This is a genomic window from Listeria sp. MAN/IMW/UF555 (assembly GCF_058684075.1).
In genome coordinates, this window is record NZ_JBZWZS010000001.1 from 1,355,618 (window position 1) to 1,380,597 (window position 24,980).

23 protein-coding genes and 1 riboswitch are annotated in these 24,980 nt (G+C 36.9%); of the genes, 8 read left to right on the forward strand and 15 right to left on the reverse strand.

Annotated elements, in window-relative coordinates; all coding sequences use genetic code 11:
- Positions 1 to 4 precede the first annotated feature (4 nt).
- Both AC4PG8_RS06780 and AC4PG8_RS06785 read right to left on the reverse strand, forming a co-directional pair.
- Positions 5 to 643 carry a DUF998 domain-containing protein gene (locus AC4PG8_RS06780; RefSeq protein ID WP_160464328.1) on the reverse strand — a complete coding sequence of 213 codons (639 nt, stop codon included), beginning with the start codon at positions 641 to 643 and terminating at the stop codon, positions 5 to 7.
- Between the two features lie 210 nt (positions 644 to 853).
- Positions 854 to 1,591, reverse strand: coding sequence for an NADPH-dependent oxidoreductase (locus AC4PG8_RS06785; protein ID WP_160464329.1), 738 nt, complete (start codon positions 1,589 to 1,591; stop codon positions 854 to 856).
- Between the two features lie 118 nt (positions 1,592 to 1,709).
- Between AC4PG8_RS06785 and AC4PG8_RS06790 the strand changes: the two genes are divergently transcribed.
- Complete coding sequence (locus tag AC4PG8_RS06790) at positions 1,710 to 2,573, forward strand: LysR family transcriptional regulator (protein ID WP_160464330.1); 864 nt, start codon at positions 1,710 to 1,712, stop codon at positions 2,571 to 2,573.
- A 31-nt stretch (positions 2,574 to 2,604) separates the two neighbouring features.
- Here the strand turns inward: AC4PG8_RS06790 and rlmH are convergent, their stop codons facing one another.
- The 8 genes from rlmH to AC4PG8_RS06830 all read right to left on the reverse strand — a co-directional run bounded on the left by rlmH (position 2,605) and on the right by AC4PG8_RS06830 (position 12,598).
- On the reverse strand, positions 2,605 to 3,084 hold the full coding sequence (gene rlmH / locus AC4PG8_RS06795; protein WP_492170189.1) for a 23S rRNA (pseudouridine(1915)-N(3))-methyltransferase RlmH: 480 nt from the start codon (positions 3,082 to 3,084) through the stop codon (positions 2,605 to 2,607).
- Positions 3,085 to 3,768: 684 nt separating this feature from the next.
- The gene (gene htrA, locus AC4PG8_RS06800) at positions 3,769 to 5,268 is read right to left on the reverse strand and encodes a serine protease HtrA (protein ID WP_153648444.1); all 1,500 of its coding nucleotides are present in this window, start codon (positions 5,266 to 5,268) and stop codon (positions 3,769 to 3,771) included.
- A 97-nt stretch (positions 5,269 to 5,365) separates the two neighbouring features.
- On the reverse strand, positions 5,366 to 6,196 hold the full coding sequence (locus tag AC4PG8_RS06805; RefSeq protein ID WP_010990327.1) for an MBL fold metallo-hydrolase: 831 nt from the start codon (positions 6,194 to 6,196) through the stop codon (positions 5,366 to 5,368).
- A 118-nt stretch (positions 6,197 to 6,314) separates the two neighbouring features.
- Positions 6,315 to 7,154, reverse strand: coding sequence for a two-component system regulatory protein YycI (locus AC4PG8_RS06810; protein ID WP_003760196.1), 840 nt, complete (start codon positions 7,152 to 7,154; stop codon positions 6,315 to 6,317).
- A 2-nt stretch (positions 7,155 to 7,156) separates the two neighbouring features.
- The gene (yycH, locus tag AC4PG8_RS06815) at positions 7,157 to 8,479 is read right to left on the reverse strand and encodes a two-component system activity regulator YycH (RefSeq protein ID WP_492170190.1); all 1,323 of its coding nucleotides are present in this window, start codon (positions 8,477 to 8,479) and stop codon (positions 7,157 to 7,159) included.
- The gene (gene walK, locus AC4PG8_RS06820) at positions 8,476 to 10,308 is read right to left on the reverse strand and encodes a cell wall metabolism sensor histidine kinase WalK (protein WP_003770200.1); all 1,833 of its coding nucleotides are present in this window, start codon (positions 10,306 to 10,308) and stop codon (positions 8,476 to 8,478) included. Before walK ends, yycH begins: the two co-directional genes overlap by 4 nt.
- Before the next feature lie 183 nt (positions 10,309 to 10,491).
- Positions 10,492 to 11,205 carry a response regulator YycF gene (gene yycF, locus AC4PG8_RS06825; protein ID WP_003724221.1) on the reverse strand — a complete coding sequence of 238 codons (714 nt, stop codon included), beginning with the start codon at positions 11,203 to 11,205 and terminating at the stop codon, positions 10,492 to 10,494.
- A 211-nt stretch (positions 11,206 to 11,416) separates the two neighbouring features.
- The gene (locus AC4PG8_RS06830; RefSeq protein ID WP_185540530.1) at positions 11,417 to 12,598 is read right to left on the reverse strand and encodes a pyridoxal phosphate-dependent aminotransferase; all 1,182 of its coding nucleotides are present in this window, start codon (positions 12,596 to 12,598) and stop codon (positions 11,417 to 11,419) included.
- 152 nt (positions 12,599 to 12,750) lie between these two features.
- Positions 12,751 to 12,870, forward strand: a riboswitch (SAM riboswitch).
- Positions 12,871 to 12,980: 110 nt separating this feature from the next.
- Here AC4PG8_RS06830 and AC4PG8_RS06835 point away from each other — a divergent pair.
- The 5 genes from AC4PG8_RS06835 (at position 12,981) to AC4PG8_RS06855 (ending at position 17,183) form a co-directional block, all read left to right on the forward strand.
- Positions 12,981 to 13,802 carry a MetQ/NlpA family ABC transporter substrate-binding protein gene (locus AC4PG8_RS06835; protein ID WP_003770196.1) on the forward strand — a complete coding sequence of 274 codons (822 nt, stop codon included), beginning with the start codon at positions 12,981 to 12,983 and terminating at the stop codon, positions 13,800 to 13,802.
- Positions 13,803 to 13,816: 14 nt separating this feature from the next.
- Positions 13,817 to 14,833, forward strand: a complete 1,017-nt coding sequence (locus AC4PG8_RS06840; RefSeq protein WP_185500663.1) for a methionine ABC transporter ATP-binding protein — start codon at positions 13,817 to 13,819, stop codon at positions 14,831 to 14,833.
- Entirely contained in the window at positions 14,830 to 15,492 is a 663-nt protein-coding gene (locus AC4PG8_RS06845) for a methionine ABC transporter permease (protein ID WP_003760183.1), read from the forward strand. The genes AC4PG8_RS06840 and AC4PG8_RS06845 overlap by 4 nt, the downstream gene beginning before the upstream one ends.
- A 90-nt stretch (positions 15,493 to 15,582) precedes the next feature.
- Positions 15,583 to 16,362 (forward strand): carbon-nitrogen family hydrolase, encoded by a 780-nt coding sequence (locus tag AC4PG8_RS06850; RefSeq protein WP_003760181.1) that lies wholly within the window; start codon positions 15,583 to 15,585, stop codon positions 16,360 to 16,362.
- 149 nt (positions 16,363 to 16,511) lie between these two features.
- Entirely contained in the window at positions 16,512 to 17,183 is a 672-nt protein-coding gene (locus AC4PG8_RS06855; RefSeq protein WP_003770192.1) for a Crp/Fnr family transcriptional regulator, read from the forward strand.
- A gap of 64 nt (positions 17,184 to 17,247) precedes the next feature.
- Here the strand turns inward: AC4PG8_RS06855 and AC4PG8_RS06860 are convergent, their stop codons facing one another.
- The 4 genes from AC4PG8_RS06860 to nrdD form a co-directional block, all read right to left on the reverse strand.
- Positions 17,248 to 18,030: an ABC transporter gene (locus AC4PG8_RS06860; protein ID WP_185540532.1), complete on the reverse strand. Its 783-nt coding sequence runs from the start codon at positions 18,028 to 18,030 to the stop codon at positions 17,248 to 17,250.
- Between the two features lie 4 nt (positions 18,031 to 18,034).
- Positions 18,035 to 18,694, reverse strand: coding sequence for an ATP-binding cassette domain-containing protein (locus AC4PG8_RS06865; protein ID WP_185540534.1), 660 nt, complete (start codon positions 18,692 to 18,694; stop codon positions 18,035 to 18,037).
- 237 nt (positions 18,695 to 18,931) lie between these two features.
- Positions 18,932 to 19,483 (reverse strand): anaerobic ribonucleoside-triphosphate reductase activating protein, encoded by a 552-nt coding sequence (gene nrdG, locus AC4PG8_RS06870; protein WP_003770189.1) that lies wholly within the window; start codon positions 19,481 to 19,483, stop codon positions 18,932 to 18,934.
- The gene (gene nrdD, locus AC4PG8_RS06875; RefSeq protein WP_010990320.1) at positions 19,476 to 21,626 is read right to left on the reverse strand and encodes an anaerobic ribonucleoside-triphosphate reductase; all 2,151 of its coding nucleotides are present in this window, start codon (positions 21,624 to 21,626) and stop codon (positions 19,476 to 19,478) included. The genes nrdG and nrdD overlap by 8 nt, the downstream gene beginning before the upstream one ends.
- Before the next feature lie 290 nt (positions 21,627 to 21,916).
- On the opposite strand from nrdD, the gene AC4PG8_RS06880 reads away from it, so the two are divergent.
- Positions 21,917 to 23,017, forward strand: coding sequence for an ABC transporter ATP-binding protein (locus AC4PG8_RS06880; RefSeq protein WP_003770185.1), 1,101 nt, complete (start codon positions 21,917 to 21,919; stop codon positions 23,015 to 23,017).
- Between the two features lie 40 nt (positions 23,018 to 23,057).
- Here the strand turns inward: AC4PG8_RS06880 and AC4PG8_RS06885 are convergent, their stop codons facing one another.
- Positions 23,058 to 24,029, reverse strand: a complete 972-nt coding sequence (locus tag AC4PG8_RS06885; RefSeq protein ID WP_492170191.1) for a Gfo/Idh/MocA family protein — start codon at positions 24,027 to 24,029, stop codon at positions 23,058 to 23,060.
- A gap of 116 nt (positions 24,030 to 24,145) precedes the next feature.
- Here AC4PG8_RS06885 and AC4PG8_RS06890 point away from each other — a divergent pair, with 116 nt between their 5' ends.
- On the forward strand, positions 24,146 to 24,967 hold the full coding sequence (locus tag AC4PG8_RS06890; protein ID WP_003770182.1) for a Cof-type HAD-IIB family hydrolase: 822 nt from the start codon (positions 24,146 to 24,148) through the stop codon (positions 24,965 to 24,967).
- Positions 24,968 to 24,980 lie beyond the last annotated feature (13 nt).

Genomic DNA, 24,980 nt, shown 5'->3' on the forward strand with positions numbered 1-24,980 from the left:
CAATCTAGGGTTTTCTAATCCGATCAATTCCAAAAACAACAATCGGCAAATAATTAAAAAAGAAACTAATCCGCTGACAAAATCCAATTTTGTCTAAAACCGGTAAGTGATTAACAGCAGGAATCCGCGCAAGCCCATAAACACCGGCCGACAGCAGACTGACAATGAGTAATACTAGATAGACATTGCTGCGGGTTTTATCGCCAGTTTTCCGGTAAAGAATGACCAAAAACAACGGAAAAATCAAAAATCCCGCATAACCAAGCCCCGAGCCAATATTATGAACCCAAGTCGAAAACGTCCAACTCGCCTGCTCCGTATCAATACTAAACAATCCCGTAAAAATACAATCGCCAATCCCATACAAACCAATCGCTGAAGCAAGCAAAATCGCCAAAGTCCGCGAAGTTTTAACAACGCTCTGATAAATCGCCGGCAAAGCGAGCACAAAGAACACCCCAGACACAACCGACCAAACCAAAAACGCTCCCCGCACCGGACTAGCCACATCCCCAAACACACTCATAACCCGCGTCATTTGGTTTAATTCTGGGTAAAAGATTCCAAGTATGTAAGGCGTTAGAAAATCACTCAAAACGCCGAGTAACAAAAAGTAAAACCCGTATTTTTTTAGAAATTTCATTTGAATCCTCCTTTTATGAAATTTATTTAGGATAAAATAGTGCAATTTAAATTCCCTATTAATTATACAAATCTATCCCAATCTAATCTAGTTTAAGCTTTCTATGACTAAATAAAAGCCCAAATCAAATAAAAAGCCGGAAAAAATACTCTTCCAGCTTTTCATAAATTTAATCCTATTATTTTTTATACACCTTACAACGAAAACCAATTAATCCAATGTAAATCCTTGTTTTTTCAAAAAACCCGCTATTTCTGGTCTTCGTATTTCTTCAAAAAACTCTACATTCTTGTCTCCCCATGAAGTTTGGTGCTGATTTTTTTCACGTAAAGCATAATATTCTTTGGTCAATTCCTCATACGCTTTTAAATCTGTAAATTGTTCATGAGGGTACTGATTTTCACCTACTTGATTTTCTACTAATAGCCGTGGTTTTACTTGATTTTTATATTCTGGAACGCCTACAGTTAATCCGAAAACAGGTATCGTAAATGGCGGTAAATTTAGCAATTCAGCTACTTTTTCAATATCATTTCTTATTCCACCGATATAGCAAATTCCTAAATCAAGAGACTCAGCAGCTATAACCATATTTTGAGCTGCAATCGTTGCATCTATCACCGATACGAGTAATGATTCCATATTTCTCAACCCATCCAAAGTTCGATTATTCTCCAGTAAAAGTTTTGATTGTCGATATAAATCACCTACAAACACATAAAAGGTCCCCGTTTGATTTACATAAGAAGCACTATTCGTAATTTCAGCTAGTTCCTTTCTTAGTTTTTCATCTGTGATTTCTAAAATAGAAAAAGATTGCACAAAATGCGAACTAGAGGCACTTCTCGCAGCCGTTAATAAATGTTGTTTGGTTTCATCAGATAATCTTTCATTTTTAAATTCTCTTACTGAAACATGTTTAACTAATTGTTGAATTGTTGCATTCATAACATAACCCCCAATTTGAATTTGTACTGTAAATAAAGTATAATCTATCTGCGCCATCATTTGAAATGCGTAAATCATATGCCGGTATCATTATTTTTGATACCAAAAGGAGAAAATTATGGATATTGAAAACATGAAAGCATTTAATAAAGTAGCTGAACTAAAGAGTATTTCTGCAGCAGCGAATGAACTGCATCATTTACAGTCTAATATGTCCAATAAAATAAAAAATATCGAAAAACAGTTCCAAACTCAGCTTTTCTTCCGGCACTCGAATGGTGTGGAATTGACTAAAGAGGGCGAAAAAATCTATCAGCAATTCAAAAAAATGATCTTATTATGGGAGGAAACGATTGATATTATCAATAACGAAGAAGAAACGATCTCAATCGGTATTACGCAATCTTCTTTGCCCATGGAATTTAACACGATCATTAAAGAGTTCTATCAACAGTTTCCAAATAAAAAATTATCTATTGTTAGCGGAAGTACAAGTGAATTAATACCAAAAATAGCTAATAGAGAACTAACCATCGCTTATGTCGCTGAACTCGAAAAAGAAAATTTATTTCAAGATAGCCGAATCATCTCACAAACGCTCTCATGGGATAAACTAGTTTTCGCAGGCAACACAGCTGGAAAATCAGTCCAAAAAATATTAGCTGAAGAACGATTATACGTCTTCAGCAAACAATGTTATTCATACCGCGCCTTGGCTTCTCTCATTAACGATTTTAATATCCCCAATGTTTCCATATCAGAGATCAATATTCCCGAAACACTTGTCGAAATCTGCAATAATGAACTTGGCGTTGGAATTATTCCTGAAAGCATCGCACTAAACTATCATTTTCTAAACTACGAAACATTACCCACAGATTATGTAGCACTTCGAAAAACATTAATTTATCATGCAGATCATACAATTTCAAATGGTGAAAAATGGCTTATCGAAAAAAGTAAACCAGCTTTCAAAAGTTAAGTTGTTGATTACAACCCTTTCAAGCAGCTAGCTATTTATGATAAGGCTCCCCGCGAACAATCCGAAACGCCCGGTAAACCTGCTCCACAAGCACCAACCTCATCATCTGGTGCGGCAGCGTTAACCTCCCAAACGAAATTTGCTCATTACTCCGCTTCAAAACAGCCTCACTAAGCCCCAGCGATCCACCAATCACAAACGCCACCTTACTCTTACCATAAGTCGCCAGTTTATCCAAATCAGCTGCAAATTCTTCACTCGACTTCATTTTCCCATCAATTGCCAGCGCTATCACGTGGGCATCATCTGGAATTTTCGCTAAAATTCGCACGCCTTCTTTATCTTTCACTTGTTTCATTTCCGCGTCACTCAACACTTCTGGAGCCTTTTCATCTGGAACTTCGACAATAGACACTTTAGCATATGCGCTCAGCCGCTTTAAATATTCGGCAATCCCCTGGACTAGATATTTTTCTTTTAATTTCCCGACCGTCACAATTTGGATATTCATTTACGTCACCCTCATCTTTATTAATACTTTTATCATACCTCAAAGAACACCCGCAACACTAGCCAAAATGAAAAAAAGAAATTACTACAAAAAACTTACTCCACAGGTTATCCCGCCCTTATACACAACTTATCCACAAAAACTATCCACATATCCACAAGCCGATTCTCTATTTTGTGTCCGAACGTATATTCCATACAATATATATGATACCCCATTTTCACTATCCACAGCTTATCCACAAGCAAAAATACTTGTTATTTTGTATCGAAAGTACATTTTGAAAACAAGCTAACCAACTGTGCCACAATCACTCTCATTGATTTATATATTTAATAAAGTTGTTTTCGCTTTCACATTTTCGCCTTATTTATCTTTCAATTGTGGATAAATGGCTTTCTATCCACATTTTTGCTTTTTGACCTATATTTTCGCAAAAAATGTGTTTTTTTCAAAAATAAATCTGAGTTTATTGATTTAATTATCAAAATTGTTCTTTTCCACAAGATATTCACTGCTTACACACAGGTTATCCACAGAAGTTATCCACATATCCACAATAACTGCCTATATTTAGTAGCCGAATTCTTGTTCTCTACCATATCTATATCTGAAAAAAATCACTATCCACAAGTTTTCCACAGAAAAAAACCACCCTCTTTTTTAAGAGGATGGTTTTTGTTATCATGTCGTTGTTTTTGCTGCTTCTAATTTAATGTCTGTTGATTGCTCTTTACCATCACGGTAGTATTTCACTTTGACTTTATCGCCAATTTTCACATCGTTGCCATATAATATTTTGCGAAGTGTCATGGAGTTAGTTACTTTTTCACCGTTTAGTTCAACAATAACATCATATTGTTTAAGTCCTGCTTTGTCTGCTGCTGAGCCAGATACTACTTGTTGTACCATTGCACCATAATCTACGCTATCTGGTAATTTCAAGATATTTTTTTGTTGTGTTTCTGGAATTGTATCAACATCGCGTAAGGAAACGCCTAGAGAAGGACGCTCTACTTCGCCTTTAGTTTCAAGTTGTTCGATGATTGGCTCTACAGTGTTACTTGGAATCGCAAAGCTAATACCTTCTACATTTTCCATTGAAATTTTCATCGAGTTAATACCGATTACTTGTCCTTCAATATTGATTAAAGCTCCACCACTGTTACCTGGGTTAATTGCTGCATCTGTTTGGATAACATCTGCTTCCCAGTCTTCTGTTCCGTCGCCGTTTGTATCAACTGGTACAGCACGGTTTAAACCGGAAATAATACCTTGTGTTACAGAACCGGAGAATTCAGTTCCAAGTGGGCTACCAATCGCAATCGCTGGTTCACCAAGTTTTAATGAATCAGAATCGCCAAACGCAGCAACTGTGCTAACATTTTTATCATCAATTTCAAGGACAGCTAAATCGTTCCATTCGTCTGTTCCTAGTAATTTTGCTTCTGATTTTTTACCGTTTGTAAATGTTACTTCTAATTTATTCGCATCAGCTACCACGTGATTATTCGTCACGATATATGCTTTTCCATTTGCTTTTTTATAAATAACACCTGATCCTGATGAAGCTTCTTTTTCAGAACTTGTTGTTCCGTCTAAAGATGAAGATGACTGGTAATTCAGTACACTAACTACGGCATCTTGTACTTTATCAACCGCTTTAGTTACATCAGAGGTAGTATTTACAGAAACTTTTTCTACTTTAGTCGGTTTATTATTTGAGTTAGAAGTTGTATCTGCGTTATCGCCGTTATCCCATGCTACGAAGAATATAATAAGTCCACCAATAATAACGCCAATAAGTGCAGTTAAAAAGTATCCAAGTAAGTGTTTGTTGCGTTTCGGAGGCTGATTCCCGCTGCCACCGCCACCGTTATTCACTCTATTCGGTGGAATCGTGCCACCACCTGCACCACTAGGACGTCTTGGCCCTGGAGCTGGTCTGGCTGGTTCAGGTTCTTTACTACTTGCTTCCTCAAAAAATGCATTGGTAGAGCTTGCCTCAGCAGCTTCTTCTGTTGCCCCGGCAAATTTCTCTCCTTCTGGTGTCACGCCTTCTACTATAGGAGTTTCTTGGACTGGTTGCGAGCTATCTTTTGTATGTAAAGTCTCCTCGACCTCTCTTTTTGGCGTGCTCTCGTTCTCGCTGTTTTCATTTAAATTTTTTTCTTTCTCGTCCATGTCTTCCTTCCTCTCTGCAAATTTCGCATTTATATACTTCCATAGTAAACCGCAAATATGAAAAAACAATGAAAAAGCTTTAAAAAAATGGTGAAACTTAGATAGTGAAGATAGACGTAGCGTTATCAGGATCGGTATCAAAAATCTCTAGCTTGCCACCAACATCGATTCCTTCTGAAATAAGAGTTTGCGTTACGCTCATCCGCGCCAGTTCTTTCATATTGTTGTCTTTACTAAGATGACCTAAATAAATTCGTTTCGTTTGATCTGTAATTACTTCGCTCATTGCTATTGCTGCATCTTCATTACTTACGTGTCCCTCGTCGCCAAGAATTCTACGTTTGACATTCCAAGGATAGCGTCCCATTCGAAGCATCTCTACATCATGATTACTTTCAAAAAGGTATGCATCAGCGCCTGCAATATGCCCTTTCATTCGATCACTAACATATCCTGTGTCGGTTATCATTACAAATTTTTTATTCCCCTTATGAAATATGTAAAACATCGGCTCAATCGCGTCATGAGATACACCAAAGGATTCTACTTGCATGCTGCCAAAAGATTTCACTGTTTCCATGTCAAATTGAAACTTCTGTTCAGAAGAAACTTCGCCAATCATATTATCCATTGCTTTCCATGTTTTTGCATTAGCATAAATAGGGAGTTTATATTTACGAGCAAGCACACCTAGGCCTTTAATATGGTCTGAGTGTTCATGAGTAATTAAAATCGCGTCTAAATCATTCATATCCCGACCAACTTGCGCGAATAAACCTTCCATTTTCTTGCCGCTTAAACCACAGTCGATGAGAATTTTTTGGTCGCCAGTTTCTACAAGAGTTGCATTTCCTGAACTTCCACTGGCTAATATACTAAATCGGATTTGGTCCGTGTCTTTTTCAGTTAGAATTTTATTTGCGAACATTTTTTTATCCCCCTAAAGGCTTATATATCTTCCATTGTAACGCTAATTCGGTAAAATTGCATGCCAATCGGTTGAAAAAGCCAACCTAAATTTTATTGTATTTAGGTTGACTCTGATTTTATTTTGCTTTTTGACGACTGGATAATTCTGTGGTTGGCTCGGTTGTTGTTTTATTTTCGGATTGGTTAATAACTTGTTCATCTTTTGCATTTACAAGAACGTAACTAGTCTCGCCGGAATGTTTCACTTCAAAACACCAAACTGGGAAATAAACATTCCCTGAAGGCAATTGTACAGTCGTATAGTAACCGAAAGTCGCAGAAACAACGTCACTGTCTTGTTTTAACTCACCGTGTTGGTAAACAGCTTCTAACGCATCAGTAGACGACATTAAGTTTGTCTTGTCTTTTAAATCATCTTGTTTTGACATCCACGTTTGCTCGTAAGAAATTACTCGATCATCTTTATCTAAATAAAAGATAATTTGCCCAGCTTCGTCAAAAAGAACCATATTATTATTGATTAATTGATTGAAAGTAAGTGTTCGCGCATCTTTGTCGTAGTTCCAAAACTCATAAGACTCGCCGCGATACACATCGGATTCCATGAATTTTTGAAAATCAGGATTGTTTCCTTTTTTGCCAGCTTTTATGGGTGTTTGTAGGACAGAATATATTTGTTTATTGTTGTCTTTGAGTGTAATTGCTTGTCCTGTCAAATCACTAACATCTTTTGTCGTAAAAGCGGCTTGTTCGGTAGTGAAGATAGCTCCACTAGTTGGCTTGCTTGATAAATCAGGATGAGAAATATTATCTGCTTTTAATCGTTCTTCTAAAGTTTCATTTCCTAGTGTGTCTGGATCATCTGATAATTGTTTATTAAAGAAAATCACTGCTAAAAAGACATTTAAAATGAGGAGCGTTACAATGAAAATCATTTGTGTTTTACGCCAATCCATCTTTATTCACCCGCCTTTTCTGCTTCTGGTTGGAAGATGAACCATTTATCATGATATTTATATAACCAAGTTGGCTCTAAAGTAACAATGCGGTTCATACCAGATGATTCACTTCTTTTCATGTGATAGCCAGGAACAATATCTTCTATTTCTTCGGCTTTCACATTAGGATTTTCAACTAGTGCATTGTAGACGGAATAAGACGACTCTATAGTTACTTCTTTTTTCTCTCCAGGAACGTCCGTGTCTAAACGGAAAAATGGACGCATGTATTTATAAACTGCTTCGAGGCCTTCTGTAACAGAAATATCAGCCATACCATCTTCATTATAAACTTGTAAATTATCTATAAACAAACTAAAATTGGTCGTTGCGCTTTCGGCAGCATAACCGGTGAAATAATAAGCGCCATCCCCAGTCCAACCCGCATGATCATTTACAAAATTGAAACTATCTTGAATCAATCCAGCTCGTTTGACGTTATTTAAATCTTCAGGATTAGTGCGCTCTTGAGAAGGATTTACATATTCTAAAACCTTATTTTCTGTATCCATTTCAATCACGCTAGAGCCGTCCGTATAGGTATTTCCTTCGCTCTTAACTGTACCTGAATCTTGAAATAGCGCAGAGGTAAATAGATTGATTTCAAGCGAATCCGTAATGTATTTTTTGCGATTTAGCTTTGTTTTTTCGGAGCTTAAGAACAGATTTCGTTTATTGGAAATAACTTTATCGTTTTGCGCGAGTTTACTTTCGTTCTTTTTAACAATTTTTTCAATTTTATCAATATCTTTATTTTGCAAGGAGCTTTGGTAAATATTTTCTTGGTCATCATTGGCAAAATAAACGGAATGAAGCCCAGTATCCGTGTTATTTATATCAAATACAATACGATTAAAGAAGGCAGATTCTAGCCCTTCTCCTTCCACTTGGAAATTTTGAGCAAAAATTGAAAATGGAATATTGTTAGGGAAAATAATCTCTATCGTCCCATTTTTATGGATTAATTTCTCGTATTCTTCATTACTTTTTTTATTGGCAAGAACTACTTCTGAGAAACTAAATGCTTTGCCTTGTGCCATTAACTCATTTAACAAGTCTGAGTCTAAGCTTTGGTAATTAATTTCATTTGCATTAACAGCTAATTTATATGGTTTAAATACTTGTGATGTTGTCATGGTTTTATCAATGGTTGTTTTTTCAACTTCTTTAACGTTAATCGCTTCGTAATCAGGTTGTCCCTTCCAAATAAAGTAGCTTAAGACGATACTGAGCACGACTAGAACTGTTAATAAAAATGAGCGAAATCCTGTTTTTTTCATCATTCCCAATCATCCTCCGGTAAGTCACTGTATGGCAGGGTGAATTTAATTATCGTACCTTTGGACTTGTTGCGTTCTGCCCAAATTCGGCCACCATGAGCTTCGATAACTTCTCTTGCTATCGCTAGTCCTAACCCTGTTCCTCCCATTTCCCGCGAGCGAGCTTTATCAACACGGAAAAAGCGGTCGAATACATTTGCCAAATCTTCATCTGGTACGCCTAAGCCTTCGTCAGCTATACTAACTTCAATTTCATCTTCAAATTTTTTCAAGTAGAAAGAAATTCGGCCCCCGTCCGGTGAATATTTATTGGCATTCGAAATAATATTATCTAATACTTGCATTACTTTATCTTCATCAATTTCGATGATAACCGGTTCTTTTGGAATGTGGCGTTTAAACATGATTGTTTCTTTTTTCATCATTTCAAAACGATCGATAATATGATTGAAGAAGTCTGTGAAATTCACGAAGCTTTTTTCTAATTGTTCTCTTCCACCGTCCATTCTTGAAAGTTTAAGCAGGTCATTTACAAGACGAATCATTCGTTCTGTTTCGTTTTGAGTCACTTCAAGGAAACGTGGCGCAATTTCTTTATCTTCCCATGCCCCGTCACTTAGAGCCTCTAAGTAACTATGCATACTTGTAAGCGGGGTTCTTAATTCATGCGACACATTAGAAACGAAATCGCGGCGTTCTTGATCGACTTTTTCTTGGTCGGTAATATCGTGAAGTACTGCAATAACGCCATTATTAAATCCAGTTTCTCTTTGAATAACGGAAAAATTAGCGCGCAGTACGTATGGTTTATCAAGCGTGCTACGGTCCATCGTTAATGAACCATCGACTTCCATTAAATCTTCAAATTGATAGGTATCACCAATATCTAGTACATCAATAATTGATCGACCATTGGCACTTTCATGCTTAACACGTAGCATTTTTTCAGCTGGCGTGTTAATAAGAATAACTTTTCCGCGGCGGTCTGTAGCAATTACTCCATCGGTCATATAGGCAAGTACGGAGGAAAGTTTGCGCCGTTCTCCTTCTGTCATGGCCTGTGCTTCTTGAACACGTTTTGTTAGTGTATTGAAGGAATCAGCTAGTTCGCCAATTTCATCCACGCCATAGACTTTAACTTTCCGGCTGTAGTTTCCTCGCGCCATCGCATAGGCTTGACGTTTCATTTCAATAATTGGCTTCGTAATCGTTCTGGATAGTAAAATTCCAAGTACCGCTGTAATGATCATGGCAATCAAAGTACCCGTAATGAAAATGTTCGTAATATCATCCACTTGTTTATATACACTTTCAATATCGGCGACAAGATAAATAGCCCCTATCACTTGTCCTTTATTTTTGATGGAGGATACGTTCACCCAGACACGGTTATTTTTATTTGATTCGTCTTTATAAATTTTATCCTCAGATGTAGTTCCGAGTGATAAGGTTCGTTTAACAAGGGGATCGTTACTTTTTTGCCCAACGATACCTTGATTATCTAAATTGGAAGTCCCGAGAATTTTGCCTTTGTCATCTACTATTCTTACTTCGATTATGTTGCTGCTTGCACGCGAATAGTCGACCAAAAGCTCTCGAATATCATTTTGTAGCTTCACTGAGTTATCGCTATTTTTTATGATTTCTTCTCTAGCATTATAATCCAGCAACGTGATGCTATTCGTGATGGAATCTTGAAAATTCTTCTCCAGTTGCCCTTCCAGCTCACGTACAAAATACGCGCCGATTACTTGCATTGCTACAATAATTAATAGCAAATACATAATAACTAACTTAAATTGTACAGACTGAAAAAATCTCATTTTATGCATAAGTCTTTCTACTCCTATTCGGGGTAATATATTTAAATTAGTATACCATATGTTATGGGGTAGACGTATTGTTTTTCCTGTTATTTGGGTCAATTTATTTATAAAAATAATTATTAAGTATGCGGATATACCCAAAAAAAGTGGTCCTCCAAGTTTTTTACTTGGCGACCACTTCTTGTTTATTTATTCTTGTTCTGGATTGCGTAAATAATAACCAACGCCGCGTCTTGTAACTAACCACGCTGGATGGCTTGGATTATCTTCAATTTTTTCGCGTAGACGTCGAACAGTAACATCGACCGTACGAACATCACCGAAGTAATCATAGCCCCAAACTGTTTGAAGTAAATGTTCTCTTGTCATGACTTGACCCATATGTTTGGCTAGATAATGAAGTAATTCGAATTCACGATGCGTAAGTTCGATTGTTTCGCCACGTTTTGAAGCAACATATGCGTCTGGATGAATAATTAATGAACCAATTTCTAATTCACTGTTTTCTTCTTCCTCGGCAGCGTTTGAGCTTACTTGGCTATGACGGCGCAAGTTGGCTTTCACACGAGCGATTAATTCGCGGTTACTAAATGGTTTCGTAACGTAATCATCGGCACCAAGTTCAAGTCCGATAACTTTATCAATTTCGGAATCTTTTGCAGTTACCATAATTATTGGCATATCATACTTCTTACGTACTTCACGACATACCTCAATACCATCACGACCTGGAAGCATAATGTCCAGTAAAATCAAATCTGGCTGAACTTCTTCTACAAGTTCTAACGCTTCATCGCCATCATAGGCGCAATATACATCAAAGCCTTCTTTATTTAGATTAAACTTAACTATATCCGCAATCGGTTTTTCGTCATCTACTACAAGAATTTTCTTTTCTGCCATTTTTTTACAGTCCTCTCATTCCTGGATTTCGCCGGCTTTAACCGGGACAGATACTTTTTATTTAATGCAAAAAAATCTCACTAAATACTTTAAATTCCGGCCTGTCTTCATAAAACAACATGCTAAGAATAGACTTACTAATCAATTATAACACATACAGTTAATTATCTGAATTATTACAAGCTATTTTCTCTTAAAATCACATAATCTCTTAATTTTGTGCCACTTTATCAAATAAATGTAGCTTGGAAATTCGCGCCACTGCCTCTTCTAATCGTTTTTCATCCATTAAAAGTCCTACGCGTACATAACCCTCACCGAAAGTTCCGAAACCACTTCCGTCAGCAACAGCTACACTAACCTCATTTAATAAGTAATCCGCGAATTCACTACTTGTAAACTCTTTTGGAACGGGCATCCATGCAAAAAAAGAGCCCGCTGGAGCAATTGCTTCCCAACCAATTTTATCACAAGCAGCTATAAATGCATTTCTACGGCTTTCATAACGAGCATTTAATTCTTGTACACAAGTTTGATCGCCTGTGAGCGCCTCAATTGCAGCATCTTGAATACCTGGGAATAAACTTACATACATATGATCTTGAATGAGGTTGATTGCTTCGACAACGTCTTTATTCCCAACAGCAAATCCTACGCGCCAGCCAGCCATATTGTATGTTTTCGAAAGCGTATAAAGTTCGATTCCAATCTCTTTTGCTCCTGGAGTTTCTAAAAAGCTAATCGGTTTCTTCCCATCAAAACCAATACCACCATAAGCAAAATCATGTGCAATCGTGATATTGTTTTCTTTAGCAAAAGCAACCGTTTCTTCAAAAAAGTGAGTCGTAGCAACCGCGCCAGTGGGGTTATTTGGATAATTTAAATACATCAACTCCGCTTTTTTCGCAATTTCTTCAGGAATTTTATTAAAATCTGGTAAAAAGTTATTTTCAGCAATAAGTGGCATTGTTTCGAACTGAACTTCTCCTAAAACGGCTCCTGATAAATAATCTGGGTAGCCCGGATCTGGTAAAAGCATTACGTCACCTGGATCCATTAAACACATTGGCAGTTCAACAAGCCCTGTTTTCGTCCCAAATAAAATGGCTACTTCTGTATTTGGATCGATGGTTACATTATATTCACGCGCATAAAAATCAGCCGCGGCTTGTTTAAGTTCCTGTTTTCCACGAAACAACGAATATTTATGATTGATTGGATTTTCTGAAGCTGTTTTCATTGCTTCCACGATATGCTTGGGTGTTGGCTGGTCTGGATTTCCTTGACCTAGATTAATCACGTCATGACCTTCTTCCACTTTCTTTCCCACTTTTTCTACAAGGCTAGAAAAAAATTGATCTGGTAAATTTTGCAAGCGTTTGGAAATTTTCATTTGGCACCCGTCCTTTTCAAGTTTCATTGATTAAAATAGTAAAGTTTTCTGAAGTATTTGTCCAGTATGATTTTTTTTAAACTTAAAAAAGCATTGACAAATTATCTTAAAATGCGTATATTTTTAACTAACAGGTTTTTCTAAAATATTTTCTCTTATCGAGAGCGGCAGAGGGACTGGCCCGATGAAGCCCGGCAACCTAACTTTATTTAAGCGTAAAGTGAAGGTGCTAATTCCAGCAAAATGGTGTATTCCGTTTTGGTAGATGAGAGGAGCTGGATATGTTCGACTTTCCACTTCTCTATTCTAAATAGAGAAGTTTTTTTATTGCTTTCATGAATAAATCTGGATAAATAATCAACATACTAGGGAGGAAAAAAAGATGAGAAAATTAACAAAAGGGTTAGGAATTTTACTTGCATCAAGCCTTATTCTAGGTTTAGCAGCATGTGGAGGCGGAAGTGACGATAAAGCCTTAAGCACAAAAGAAATCACCATTGGAACAACAGCAGGACCTCACCAACAAATCGCTGAAGAAGTTCAAAAATTAGCGAAAAAAGACGGCCTTGAAATCAAAATCAAAACTTTTGATGATTATAATACACCAAATACAGCTTTAAACGACGGTGACCTCGATGCGAATAACTACCAAACAATCCCGTTCTTAGAGCAACAAAAGAAAGATAAAGGCTACAAATTAGACGTTGCTTTTAAAACAGTAGCATTCCCAATGGGTGTTTACTCCAACGATATTAAAGACTTAAAAGATCTTAAAAAAGGCGACAAAATTGCCGTTCCAAACGATCCAAGTAACGAATACCGTGGTTTAAAACTATTTGAAGATGCTGGCATTATTAAATTAAAAGATGGCGTGGAAGAAAAAGCAACAAAAAAAGACATTGCTGAAAACCCACTTGACCTTGAAATCGTTGAACTTGAAGCTTCTCAAATCCCTGCACAATTAGATGAAGTTGCAGCAGCAGCTATCAATACTAACTTCGCAATGGGTGCTGGACTTTCTATTAATAAAGACGCAATTTACCATGAACCAACAAAAGACAATCCATATCCAAACGTATTTGTTATTCGTAGCGAAAACAAAGATGATGAAGTCGTTAAAACATTAGAAAAATACTACCATTCTGATGACGTAAAAGCATTTATTGAAAAAGAATTTAATGGGTCTGTAGTACCTGCATTCTAGGGAGTTGTTTTATTTTGATCGAATTACATCAAGTTTCAAAGTCATTTAATGTAAATGGAAAAACCGTAGAAGCCGTCAAAAATGTTTCTATTACAGTCGAAAAAGGAGAAATTTTCGGTGTCGTTGGTTACAGTGGCGCCGGAAAAAGTACGCTCGTTCGTTGCATCAACTTGCTTGAACGTCCTGATGCCGGCCAAGTTTTAATTGACGGGAAGAATTTGTCTACCCTCTCAAGTAAAGAACTTCGTGTCGCTCGTCGGAAAATTGGTATGATTTTCCAAGGATATAACTTACTTAAAACCGCAACTGTCTATGATAACATTGCCAAACCGTTAAAATTAGAAGGTGTTCCAAAAGACGAAATCGAGATTCGCGTAAATAAATACTTGTCGATTGTTGGCTTAGAGGATAAAAGAAGCAATTATCCAAGTCAGCTTTCTGGCGGTCAAAAACAACGTGTTGCGATTGCTCGTGCTCTTGCGCATGAACCAGAAATTCTTTTAAGCGATGAAGCGACAAGTGCTTTGGATCCTGAAACAACAGAAGCAATTTTGCAGTTGTTACTTAAGATTAACGCTGAGCTTGGCATTACGATTTTCTTAATTACACATGAACTTGATGTCATTCAACGTATTTGTGACCGGGTTGCTGTGATGGAAAATGGACATTTAGTAGAGCAAGGTACCGTTCTTGATATTTTCACCAAAGCAAAACATGCGACAACAAAACGCTTTGTTGGCTCGGAAGCTAGTTTCGACATCCCGCAAGATTTGCTTGAAAAATATATCGCGACCGGAAAATTAGTTTCACTTCATTTTATTGGTGATGAGGCTGATGAACCTGCGCTCGCTCTTGTATCACGCAAATTCGACGTTCTTCCAAGCATTTTAGCTGGTGGAATAGATCATTTGAAAAACGGAACACTTGGAAAACTACTCGTTCATTTAAAAGGGGACGAAGCCGAATATAGTAAAGCTATTGCTTATTTGAAAGAATCTGGAGTCGTTGTTGAGGAGGTCGAGTTACTATGAGTTTGTTTTTTGAAGAATGGGGACCGATACTTTGGCAAGGATTTTTAGAAACTCTTACAATGACTGGGATTACACTTGTAATTTCACTAGCAATTGGGTTGCCACTTGGCGTATTTTTAACATTAACGCGTAAAGGCGGTCAATCAGAAAATCTGGTTGTATATAGTATTTTGAACTGGGTAATTAATATTTTACGTTCGTTACCTTTCATTATTTTATTATTCTTAATGATTCCGGTAACTCGTTTTGTTGTTGGTACTACAATTGGAATTCAAGGTGTGATTATGCCACTTGTTGTATTCACCGCACCTTATATCGCTCGCTTGATGGAGTCTGCCCTACTTGAAGTTGACCGTGGTGTTATTGAAGCCTACCAAGCAATGGGGATTTCAACGCCAAAAATCATTTGGAGCGTAGTTATTCGCGAAGCTCGGTCTGGTATCGTTCTCGGTTTAACGATTGCTACAATTGGTCTTATCGGCGCAACTGCAATGGCTGGACTTGTTGGGGCTGGCGGACTTGGAACGATTGCATATCAATATGGTTTCCAGCGTTTTGAGCCGACTGTCATGTATACAACCATCATTATTTTAATTATCATGGTACAAGCACTACAATCATTCGGAAATTTCTTATCTAGACGTCTTAAAAAAGATTAATTTTACTACTAAGAGCTTGGTGCGTAGTGTTCCGGTATGGACTCGCCACCAAGCTTATGTTATTTTTAAAAGAAAAAGGGAGCGAAGAACATGTGGAAGTTGGCATTATGTCAAACCGATGTAGTTTTTAAATATCCAGATGCAAACTATGCACGGATTGAAAAAGCAATTGTTGAAGCTGCTGAAAATGGGGCCGATATAGCAGTTTTACCAGAAATGTGGAATACAGGTTATGCTTTAAATGAATTAGCTGGGGTTGCTGATTTAAATGGGGAGAGAACAAAAGAATTTTTAGCTGGCCTTTCAGAAAAACACCAAATCGCTATAATTGGCGGCTCGGTTTCTATTTCAGAAGGAAGCAAGTTTTCCAACACGATGTACGCTTTTGATAAATATGGCGGACTACTTTCTTCATATAAAAAGGTCCACTTATTCCAACTTATGAATGAACACTTATACTTAGAACCTGGAAATGATAAAAATCTATTTCGACTAGATGGTATTTCTTGCGCAGGGTTCATTTGTTATGATATTAGATTTCCTGAATGGATTCGCAAACATACTTCAGAAGGCTCAGAAGTTATTTTTGTTTCTGCACAGTGGCCAGCTGAACGCATTAAACAATGGGAACAACTACTTATTGCTCGTGCGATTGAAAACCAAGCTTTTGTTGTTGCTGTCAACCGGGTTGGCGATGATCCAAATAATCATTTTAACGGTCATTCGCTCGTTATTGATCCACTAGGAAATGTTATTGTTCATGGTGGCGAAGAGGAAGGCAATATTTATGCTGAAATCGACTTGAATTTAGTCGCTGAAACTAGAGGGATAATTCCTGTTTTTACCGACCGTCGTCCTGAACTATACTAAAATCAGAATAGCGTTTTTTTACAATTTCTCATTAAATCTTCAAATTTCCACCAATAAAGTGGCAATTTGGTATCATTTATGTGGATTAAATTTTGTTAATTTTGTTATTATGTATTATAGTTAACGAAAGAGTAAAGGAGCTGCTAACAATGGATGCACTATTTAACCACAAAGAATTCATTCGGTTATCTCACGAAGGTAACATCAACTACGAAAAATTAAAAGTTCCAAAAAATACTGAATTAGTTAATACAGCCGATCAAAGAAATAGTCATGTCTATTTAATTATCGACGGATTTGTTTCCATTTCTATGAACCCAGAATCAAACAGTATTTACACGATTCTTGGAAAAGGCTCCTTCGTCAATTACTATAGTCTATTCCAAGGAAATGTAGATGACTTTTTATTTAAAACGATATCGACTTGTACGGTTTATAAATACACGTTTAAAGATTTAGAGTATTTTCTCTCAATGTTTCCTGAGAACTTTGGTTTTCAATTTTTCATTATGCGTGACTTGGCTCGCCATGCTTTCTTCAAAAGCCTTTCATCCGAAACGAGTTCCTCCGATAAGTTAGAGCTTTCTTTTATCAACATCGGAAAACTTCACGGCACTCCATATGAAAAAGACAGTGTCATTTTACCAAAAGAAATGCGCACTAGTGTTATAGCCGCTTACAGTAATCTTTCAAAAAGCAGTTTTTACAAACAATTAGCGCGTTTAAAAGACCAGGGAAAAATATGGAAAAACGATAGAGAATGGGTTCTTAAGAATAAAGAGGTATATGATTATTTAAAAGCAAGAGAAATTGATGTATAAAAACTCCATCTGCGTTATAGATGGAGTTTTTCTTATAAACTCACAAACAACGATCATTTATCTTTTAAAAAGTATCAAAACTACCAACAGTTCTTTCTTTTTTTAACGAATAATTAAAGAATATCAGTCCTACAATAAGCCAAATTGTATTAATAAATAAATTTATGCTTAGGAGACCTAAATCGGCTTTGCCAGAAACATACAGATTGCTCGTAAAATCCACGCCCGAAGTAAATGGTATGATATAAATGATTTTTGGTAGACCCACGATAAATGTATTGGAAAAAATGATTAAGGCGCCAGCAAACAAGTTTACGAAATTCCCTAAACTCTTCTCTTTAACCGCATAACCGCCGAATACCAGACCCATTCCAAACATTCCTATAACAGACGGCAAAAGGATGATGACGGATAAAAAAATGAATGGAACTTGCGACCAACTAATTTTGTCAGCGAAAATGGAAATAAGGACAACTACCACAAGAATGATAATCGTTTCTAAAATACTGATTAAAAGTAACAAAAATGATTGTACAGGATAAGGTAATATACTTTGGACTTTGGGTTCCAGCAGTCCCATCTTGGCATCCGTACTAATCCAGTTGGCCGTACTCGATAATGCCATATCAGAAAATGCCCAAAACATATATCCAATTAATAAAAGAATAGGCCCCTGAATTGCAGAAGCACCATAAAACTTAGTTACTGAACTGCTATCATTTAACATTAATATTGCCAGATATACACCAGTAAACATTATTAATTCCGAAACAAGGTTTTTCTTGTACTTAAAAAGAATAAGAATATTTGCTTTAAGTGTTCCTATACAAGCCCCAAAATAATCCATTATACTAACATCCTTCCCAATAAATCTCACCGTTTTTTTCAAAAATTATTCTCTCTATATTCGGCATATCTAAAAATCTTTTATCATGAGAAATTAATACTATCTTTTTTTCTAGCCTTAATTTAGCCAGAATTTCAATAAATGCATAAAAACTCTCATCATCCAACCCGTTTGTAGGTTCATCCAATAATAATAGCTGACAGTTCGAACATAACGCAGACAAGATAAATACTTTCTTTTTTTGGCCTGTAGATAGCTTTTCTGCTGACATTTCTAAAATATCTTTGCAATTTAATTTCACACAGTAATTAGATAGTTTTTTTAACACATCGTTTTTATTTGTACCTTTTAATGATGTTAAATATTCAATATTTTGTCTGCCGTTCAATTTATAAAACATGCCTCGTTCTGCACTTGATAAATAGTACGTAGTTCTCTTTGTCCATTTTGAAAAATTGGTATGGTTTGAAATCTGTAACGTTCCTTCGTCAGGTAAAATAATTCCCGCTATTATTTTTGCTAATGTTGATTTCCCCGAACCATTCATTCCTGTTATTAAAGTTATTTTATGATTAAAATTAATTGTAATACTCAAATTATTTATTATAGTCTTATCATCGTATTTCTTTTGTAGGTTATGTATGTTCAAACTAATATCTTCCAAAATATTATTCTCTCCATTCTAGAAATAATGTTAACTAAGCCTATTCAATACCGTTTTCGAATTTTTCGAACTATTCACCCGATTTCTTTCATTATATCATCAATGCGTTTTCATTTTGTGAGCTTTTTGTGAACCTTTGCGTTAAAAATTAGTCAATTGCTAGCTTTTTTAGCGTATTTTATGCCTAAATAAGTGTTCACATTTATTAAAAAAGCCCTCCGTGATAGAGGGCTCCTTTCACAATTCATATAACACTACTTCATCAGCAGCAAGTGATTTTTGTACGTCAATAATTCGTTGGTTGCTGGAACCGCGGAATGCTAAGTTTGGATCGAATAGCTTTTGTTCAAAGCGGCCATCTACAAGGACATCTATTAAGGATAAAAGTTCGAGTTTGTCAGTTGTTTCTTGCATCATTTCATCCCAAGTGTAGCCTGTCCATGACCAAATGTCTTTCGTTTTCCCATATGTCGCGCGGATTCGTTTCACGACAGATAGACATGTGGCGGTATTTAAAAATGGTTCCCCGCCAAGCAACGTCAGACCTTGAACGCTCTCATGTCCGATGTCTTTTAGAATATCGTCTTCTAATTCTTTTGTGTAAGGTTTGCCGTATTTAAATGATTGCGCGGCCTTGTTGTAGCAGCCTTCGCAGTGGAAAGGACATCCAGATACATATAAACTGCACCGGACGCCCTCCCCGTCGACAAAGTTGAATGCTTTATAGTCGGCGATATACCCTCTGGATAATTCATTCGACTTCCATTCGCACGGTTTTGGATTATTCACCTAAGTTCTCCATATGTTTCACACGATTGCTAATTTCTACGTGGCGTCCATGAACCATTGGACGTTTCATCGGATTACCTAAATAACCACAAGTACGTTTTACAACATCTGCTTTTTCAGGATCAGTGTTTCCACAGCTTGGGCATTTAAAGCCTTCTTCTGTAGGAACAAATTCACCTTCAAAATCACATTCGTAACATTTATCAATTGGTGTATTTGTACCAAGGTAAGCTACACGATCATAGGAGTAATCCCATACAGCCTCAAGTGCTTTCGTATTGTGAACCATTTTTGGATACTCACAATAATGAATGAATCCGCCAGAGCAAAATTCTGGATAATCTTTTTCAAAATCGATTTTTTCAAATGGTGTGATTTTTTTACGAACATCGTAATGGAAAGAGTTTTGATAATAGTCTTTATCTGTAATGTCTTTAATTACGCCATATTTTTCTTTGTCTAAACGGTTGAAACGGTCCGTTAAGCTTTCACTTGGAGTAGAATATACGCTAAACCAGTAGCCATATTCATCTTTCCAATTATCAGCATAGGCTTTTAGTTCTTTCACAATGTCGAGCGTGAAGTTTTTTGCTTCTTTGTCGCCTTCCCATTCGCCGCCATAAAATACAGTTGCAGCTTCATAAAGACCGATATAGCCGATCGAAATCGTAGAGCGTTCTTTATTGAACAGTTGATCTACATTTTCACCGTCTTGTAGTCGTTTGCCAAAAGCTCCATATTTATAAAGAATTGGCGCGTTTTCTGGACGAGCTTGACGAACACGATTTAAACGGAAAAGTAGCGCATCTTTGACGGTTTTCATACGTTCGTGGAAAATTTCCCAGAAACGTTCTTTGTCTCCGCCACTTTGAATGGCGATTCGCGGAATATTAAGCGTTACAACCCCAAGATTGTTTCGTCCCGCGTTAACATGTTCCCCGTTTTCGTTCTTCCAAGCTGGTAAAAATGAACGGCAACCCATTGGTACTTTGAAATCGCCTGTTAAACGAACGAGTGAATCGTAGTTAAGTACATCTGGATACATCCGTTTTGAGGAACACTCCAGCGCTAATTGCTTGATGTCATAGTTCGGATCTTCCGCATTTAAATTAGTTCCACGACGAATCGAAAATACTAATTTTGGGAAAATGGCAGTATGTTTATCTTTACCAACCCCGCCAATACGAACTTTTAAGATTGCTTTTTGAATTTCACGGGCAAACCAATCTTCCCCAAGCCCAAAGCCTAGTGTGACGAATGGAGTTTGGCCGTTACTTGTATATAATGTATTGATTTCATATTCTAAGCTTTGCATTGCATCGTAAATATCTTTGCGTGTTTTTTCCGCTGCGTAACCTTCTTGTTTTTCTGGAACGACCCATTCAGCCGCATCTTTTTTGTGTTTTTCAAAGTTTAAGCGCGCGTAAACGGATAAAACTTCATCAATTCGGTCAACTGAGCAGCCGCCGTACTGTGAACTTGCTACGTTTGCGATGATTTGAGCAATTTGTGCTGTAGCTGTTTGGATTGATTTCGGGCTTTCTACGTTGGCATTACCAATCGTAAATCCTTTTGATAACATTCCTTCGATGTCGATTAAACAACAGTTTGTCATCGCATGGTATGGACTGTAGTCTAAATCGTGAAAATGGATTTCCCCTTTTAAATGAGCGTTCGATACGTGTTTTGGTAGCATGTATTTTAAGGCATAGCTTTTTGCTACGGCTCCTGCTGTCAAATCGCGTTGTGTATTGAAAACAGTCGCATCTTTATTTGCATTTTCGTTCACTACTGTTTTGTCTTTTTGTAGTAATTTTTCGACGCTTTTGTGCATATCTGTGATGTTTTCGCGCTCGTGATCCCGGTCGTGACGATACTCTATGTAAGCCCTCGCTACATCAGGATACGTCGATTTCATTAAAGTATTTTCGACGCATTGCTGGATTTCATCGATGGTCATATCTGTCTTGTTAGGTAATTCACTTACAACCTCAAGCAAAATCTCTTCTAAAAAAGTTTCGTCCTCTAATTCAATTGCTTTCATGGATGCTTCAACGGCATTACGAATTTTAATTAAATCAAAGTTTGCTTTGCGGCCATCCCTTTTTATCACCATTTGTTCATTAAGTTGTTCCACGTACATGATAATCCCCCACTAACTATATATTGTGTCTGCTATAATAATATAACACAAGATAAAGTTTTTTTGTAATGATATCTGGGGATTTTTTTGAATTGGGACTAAAGAATTAAAAGCCATGAAAAATATTTCACATAAAAGGTCTTTTGTCACTTTACTTCTTTATATTTTTTTGCTACTTATGCAAGTTGCCCAACAGATGAATTTTTTCTTTGTGCAAATTGCCATAGTTTTTGTAAAGCGTTTTCATATACAATAAACACAAGTTAAAAAATAGAAAGAGGCGAAGTAAGTTGGCACAATTATCATTAGAACATATTTATAAAATATACGATAACAAAGTAACTGCGGTATCTGACTTTAATTTAGAGATCGATGACAAAGAGTTCATCGTTTTTGTAGGACCATCTGGTTGTGGTAAATCTACAACTTTACGTATGATTGCTGGATTAGAAGAAATTTCAAAAGGCGAATTATCTATTGATGGTAAAGTAATGAACAATGTTGCGCCAAAAGACCGTGACATCGCAATGGTATTCCAAAACTACGCATTATATCCACATATGACTGTATATGATAATATGGCATTCGGTTTAAAACTTCGTAAAATGCCAAAAGACGAAATTAAAAAACGTGTTGAGCATGCAGCAAATATTCTTGGCTTAACTGAATACTTAAAACGTAAACCAAGTGCGCTTTCCGGTGGTCAACGTCAACGTGTTGCTCTAGGTCGTGCAATCGTTCGTGATGCAAAAGTCTTCCTAATGGATGAACCACTTTCCAACTTGGATGCGAAATTACGTGTGCAAATGCGTGCGGAAATCACAAAACTTCACCAACAATTAGATACTACCATGATTTACGTTACCCATGACCAAACAGAAGCAATGACAATGGCAACTCGTATCGTTATCATGAAAGACGGTGTTATCCAACAAGTTGGTTCACCAAAACAAGTTTACGATCACCCAGTGAATATGTTCGTAGCCGGCTTTATTGGTAGCCCAGCAATGAACTTCTTCAAAGGTCGTTTAGAAGGTTCTAACTTTATCGGTGATGATTTCACTATCGCTGTTCCAGAAGGTAAACTTAAACTTCTTAAAGACAGAGGATTTGACGGTAAAGAAATCGTTTTCGGTATTCGTCCAGAAGATATTCATGATGAACCAATCGTTATTGAAGCAAACCCAGGTTACACTTTCAAAGCGACTACTATTGTTGCCGAGCTTACTGGTGCTGAATTCATGCTTCATAGCCGCGTTGGTACACACGAATTCGTAGCTCGTGTTGATGCTCGCTCTGAACACCAACCAAATGAAGTATTAACTTTAGCATTTGAAATGTCTAAATCTCACTTCTTTGACCCAGAAACAGAAGATAACTTAACTGATTAATATACTTAAAAAACCCCCGCCACATGTGGCGGGGGTTTTCTTATTTTTCAAAAGGAAATTTAATTCCCCACTGCGACCTAACATCCGTCATAATCGCGATAACATCATTCGTTAATTGATAGGTTGTATTTTCTCCAGTTGCAATACTTTCTTCCATTGCTGTAATTTCATATTCTAAAGCTTTATCAGTTTCACCCGCTTCGATTTCTTCTACTTTTCCTGTCGCAGTGTAAGTAACCGTTGCTCGGTCTGCCCGCGGATACTCATCTACAGTGATAAATCCTTCTTCACAGGCTATAACACCGCGTTTTGGTACTTTAGCTCGGAAAGAAAGCGACACTACGGCCAACTCTTCTTCTTTGTTCTTCAGTAAAATACCTGATTGTTCGTCTACGCCCGTCTCGAATTTCTTCATCGTCGTTAATACTTCATCAGGTGCCGCGCTTAAAAAGTAACGCGCGAAACTCAATGCATATGTACCAATATCAAGTAATGCCCCACCAGCTAAATCCATATTGTAGAAACGATTTTTCGGATCCTTTTCCTTAGCACTGCCGAAAGCTACTTGGATAATTTTAAGTTTACCAATTACGCCTGAATCAACTATTTCCCGTAATTTCTTATAAAGTGGCATGTGGAAAATCGTCATGGCTTCCTTAACAATTAGCCCTTTTTCCTTAGCTAATGCATTTATTTCATTCAATTCCGCACTGCTCACAGTAATCGCTTTTTCTGCCAAAACATGCTTCCCATTATGTAAACTTTTCATAATAAATTCGTAGTGGTTAGAATGAGGTGTAGCAATATACACTACATCAATCATAGGATCAGCAAGCATCGCATCAAAATCATTGTATACATTTTCAATCCCGTATTGATTTGCAAAAACTTGTCCCTTCTCTATACTTCTTGCTCCTACTGCATAGATTTCGCGATTTAACCCTTGCATTCCTTCCGCAAATTGGTGCGCAATCGAACCTGGTCCAAGAATTGCCCAGTTAAGCTTTTTCATCGTGGAATTCCCCCAAATATTTATTTTCGAACTTGTCAAAAACTATTGTATCATATATAACTATTCCGATTCGCACATGGTATACTTATGTTATTAACTAAAAAGGATGATTTTATTTGACTAATAAATATTTAATTTGTTCGGATATTGATGGTACACTACTGCGCCAAGATCAGACTGTTTCTGAAAAAACACGTGATTTAATCCAAACTTTAGAAAATGACGGTCATATTTTTTCAATTTCTACTGGACGGATGTATCGTTCCGCCCGTGAAGTAGGTTTTCAAGTTAGTAAGTCTGGTCATGTTATTGCATCCAATGGTTCTTACGCAGCCATTCGTGACGAAGAGTTTCTTAAAACTACTTTAGAAGAAAAAGCCATTCGTGAAACATATGATATTATGCGCGATTTTGATTTACCACTATTTTTCTTCTCTACAAATACATTATTCTACACAAAAGAACCACCTGAGTTTTTCCGAGAGCTTGCTGATAAAAGCCGACTCGATACTGGACATAATAGTTTTTCACTCGTTTCTATTAATGATTCGCATGTTTTTGATGAAAACATGAATCAATTTTTAAACGCCATCGTAGTTTCAGAGGACGATACGTCTCGACTAGCCGATGTGCGTCAAGCGTTAAATCAAGCAAATGGAATTCGCGTACTTTCCTCTCACCATAATAATTTAGAGATTCTCCCTGCTAATTCTGACAAAAAAACTGCTGTGGAAGCGCTTGGAAAATATTACGGTATTCCTAGAGAAAGAATTATCACATTTGGTGATGGTGAAAATGATATTGGCATGCTACAATATGCAGGAACTGGTGTTGCAATGGCTAACGCAAGCGATAATGTCAAAGCAGCAGCAAATCAACTTACAGACACGAATGAAGCAGATGGGGTTTACAAATTTCTAAAAGAATTCATTTCATAGGAAAAGAGGAAAA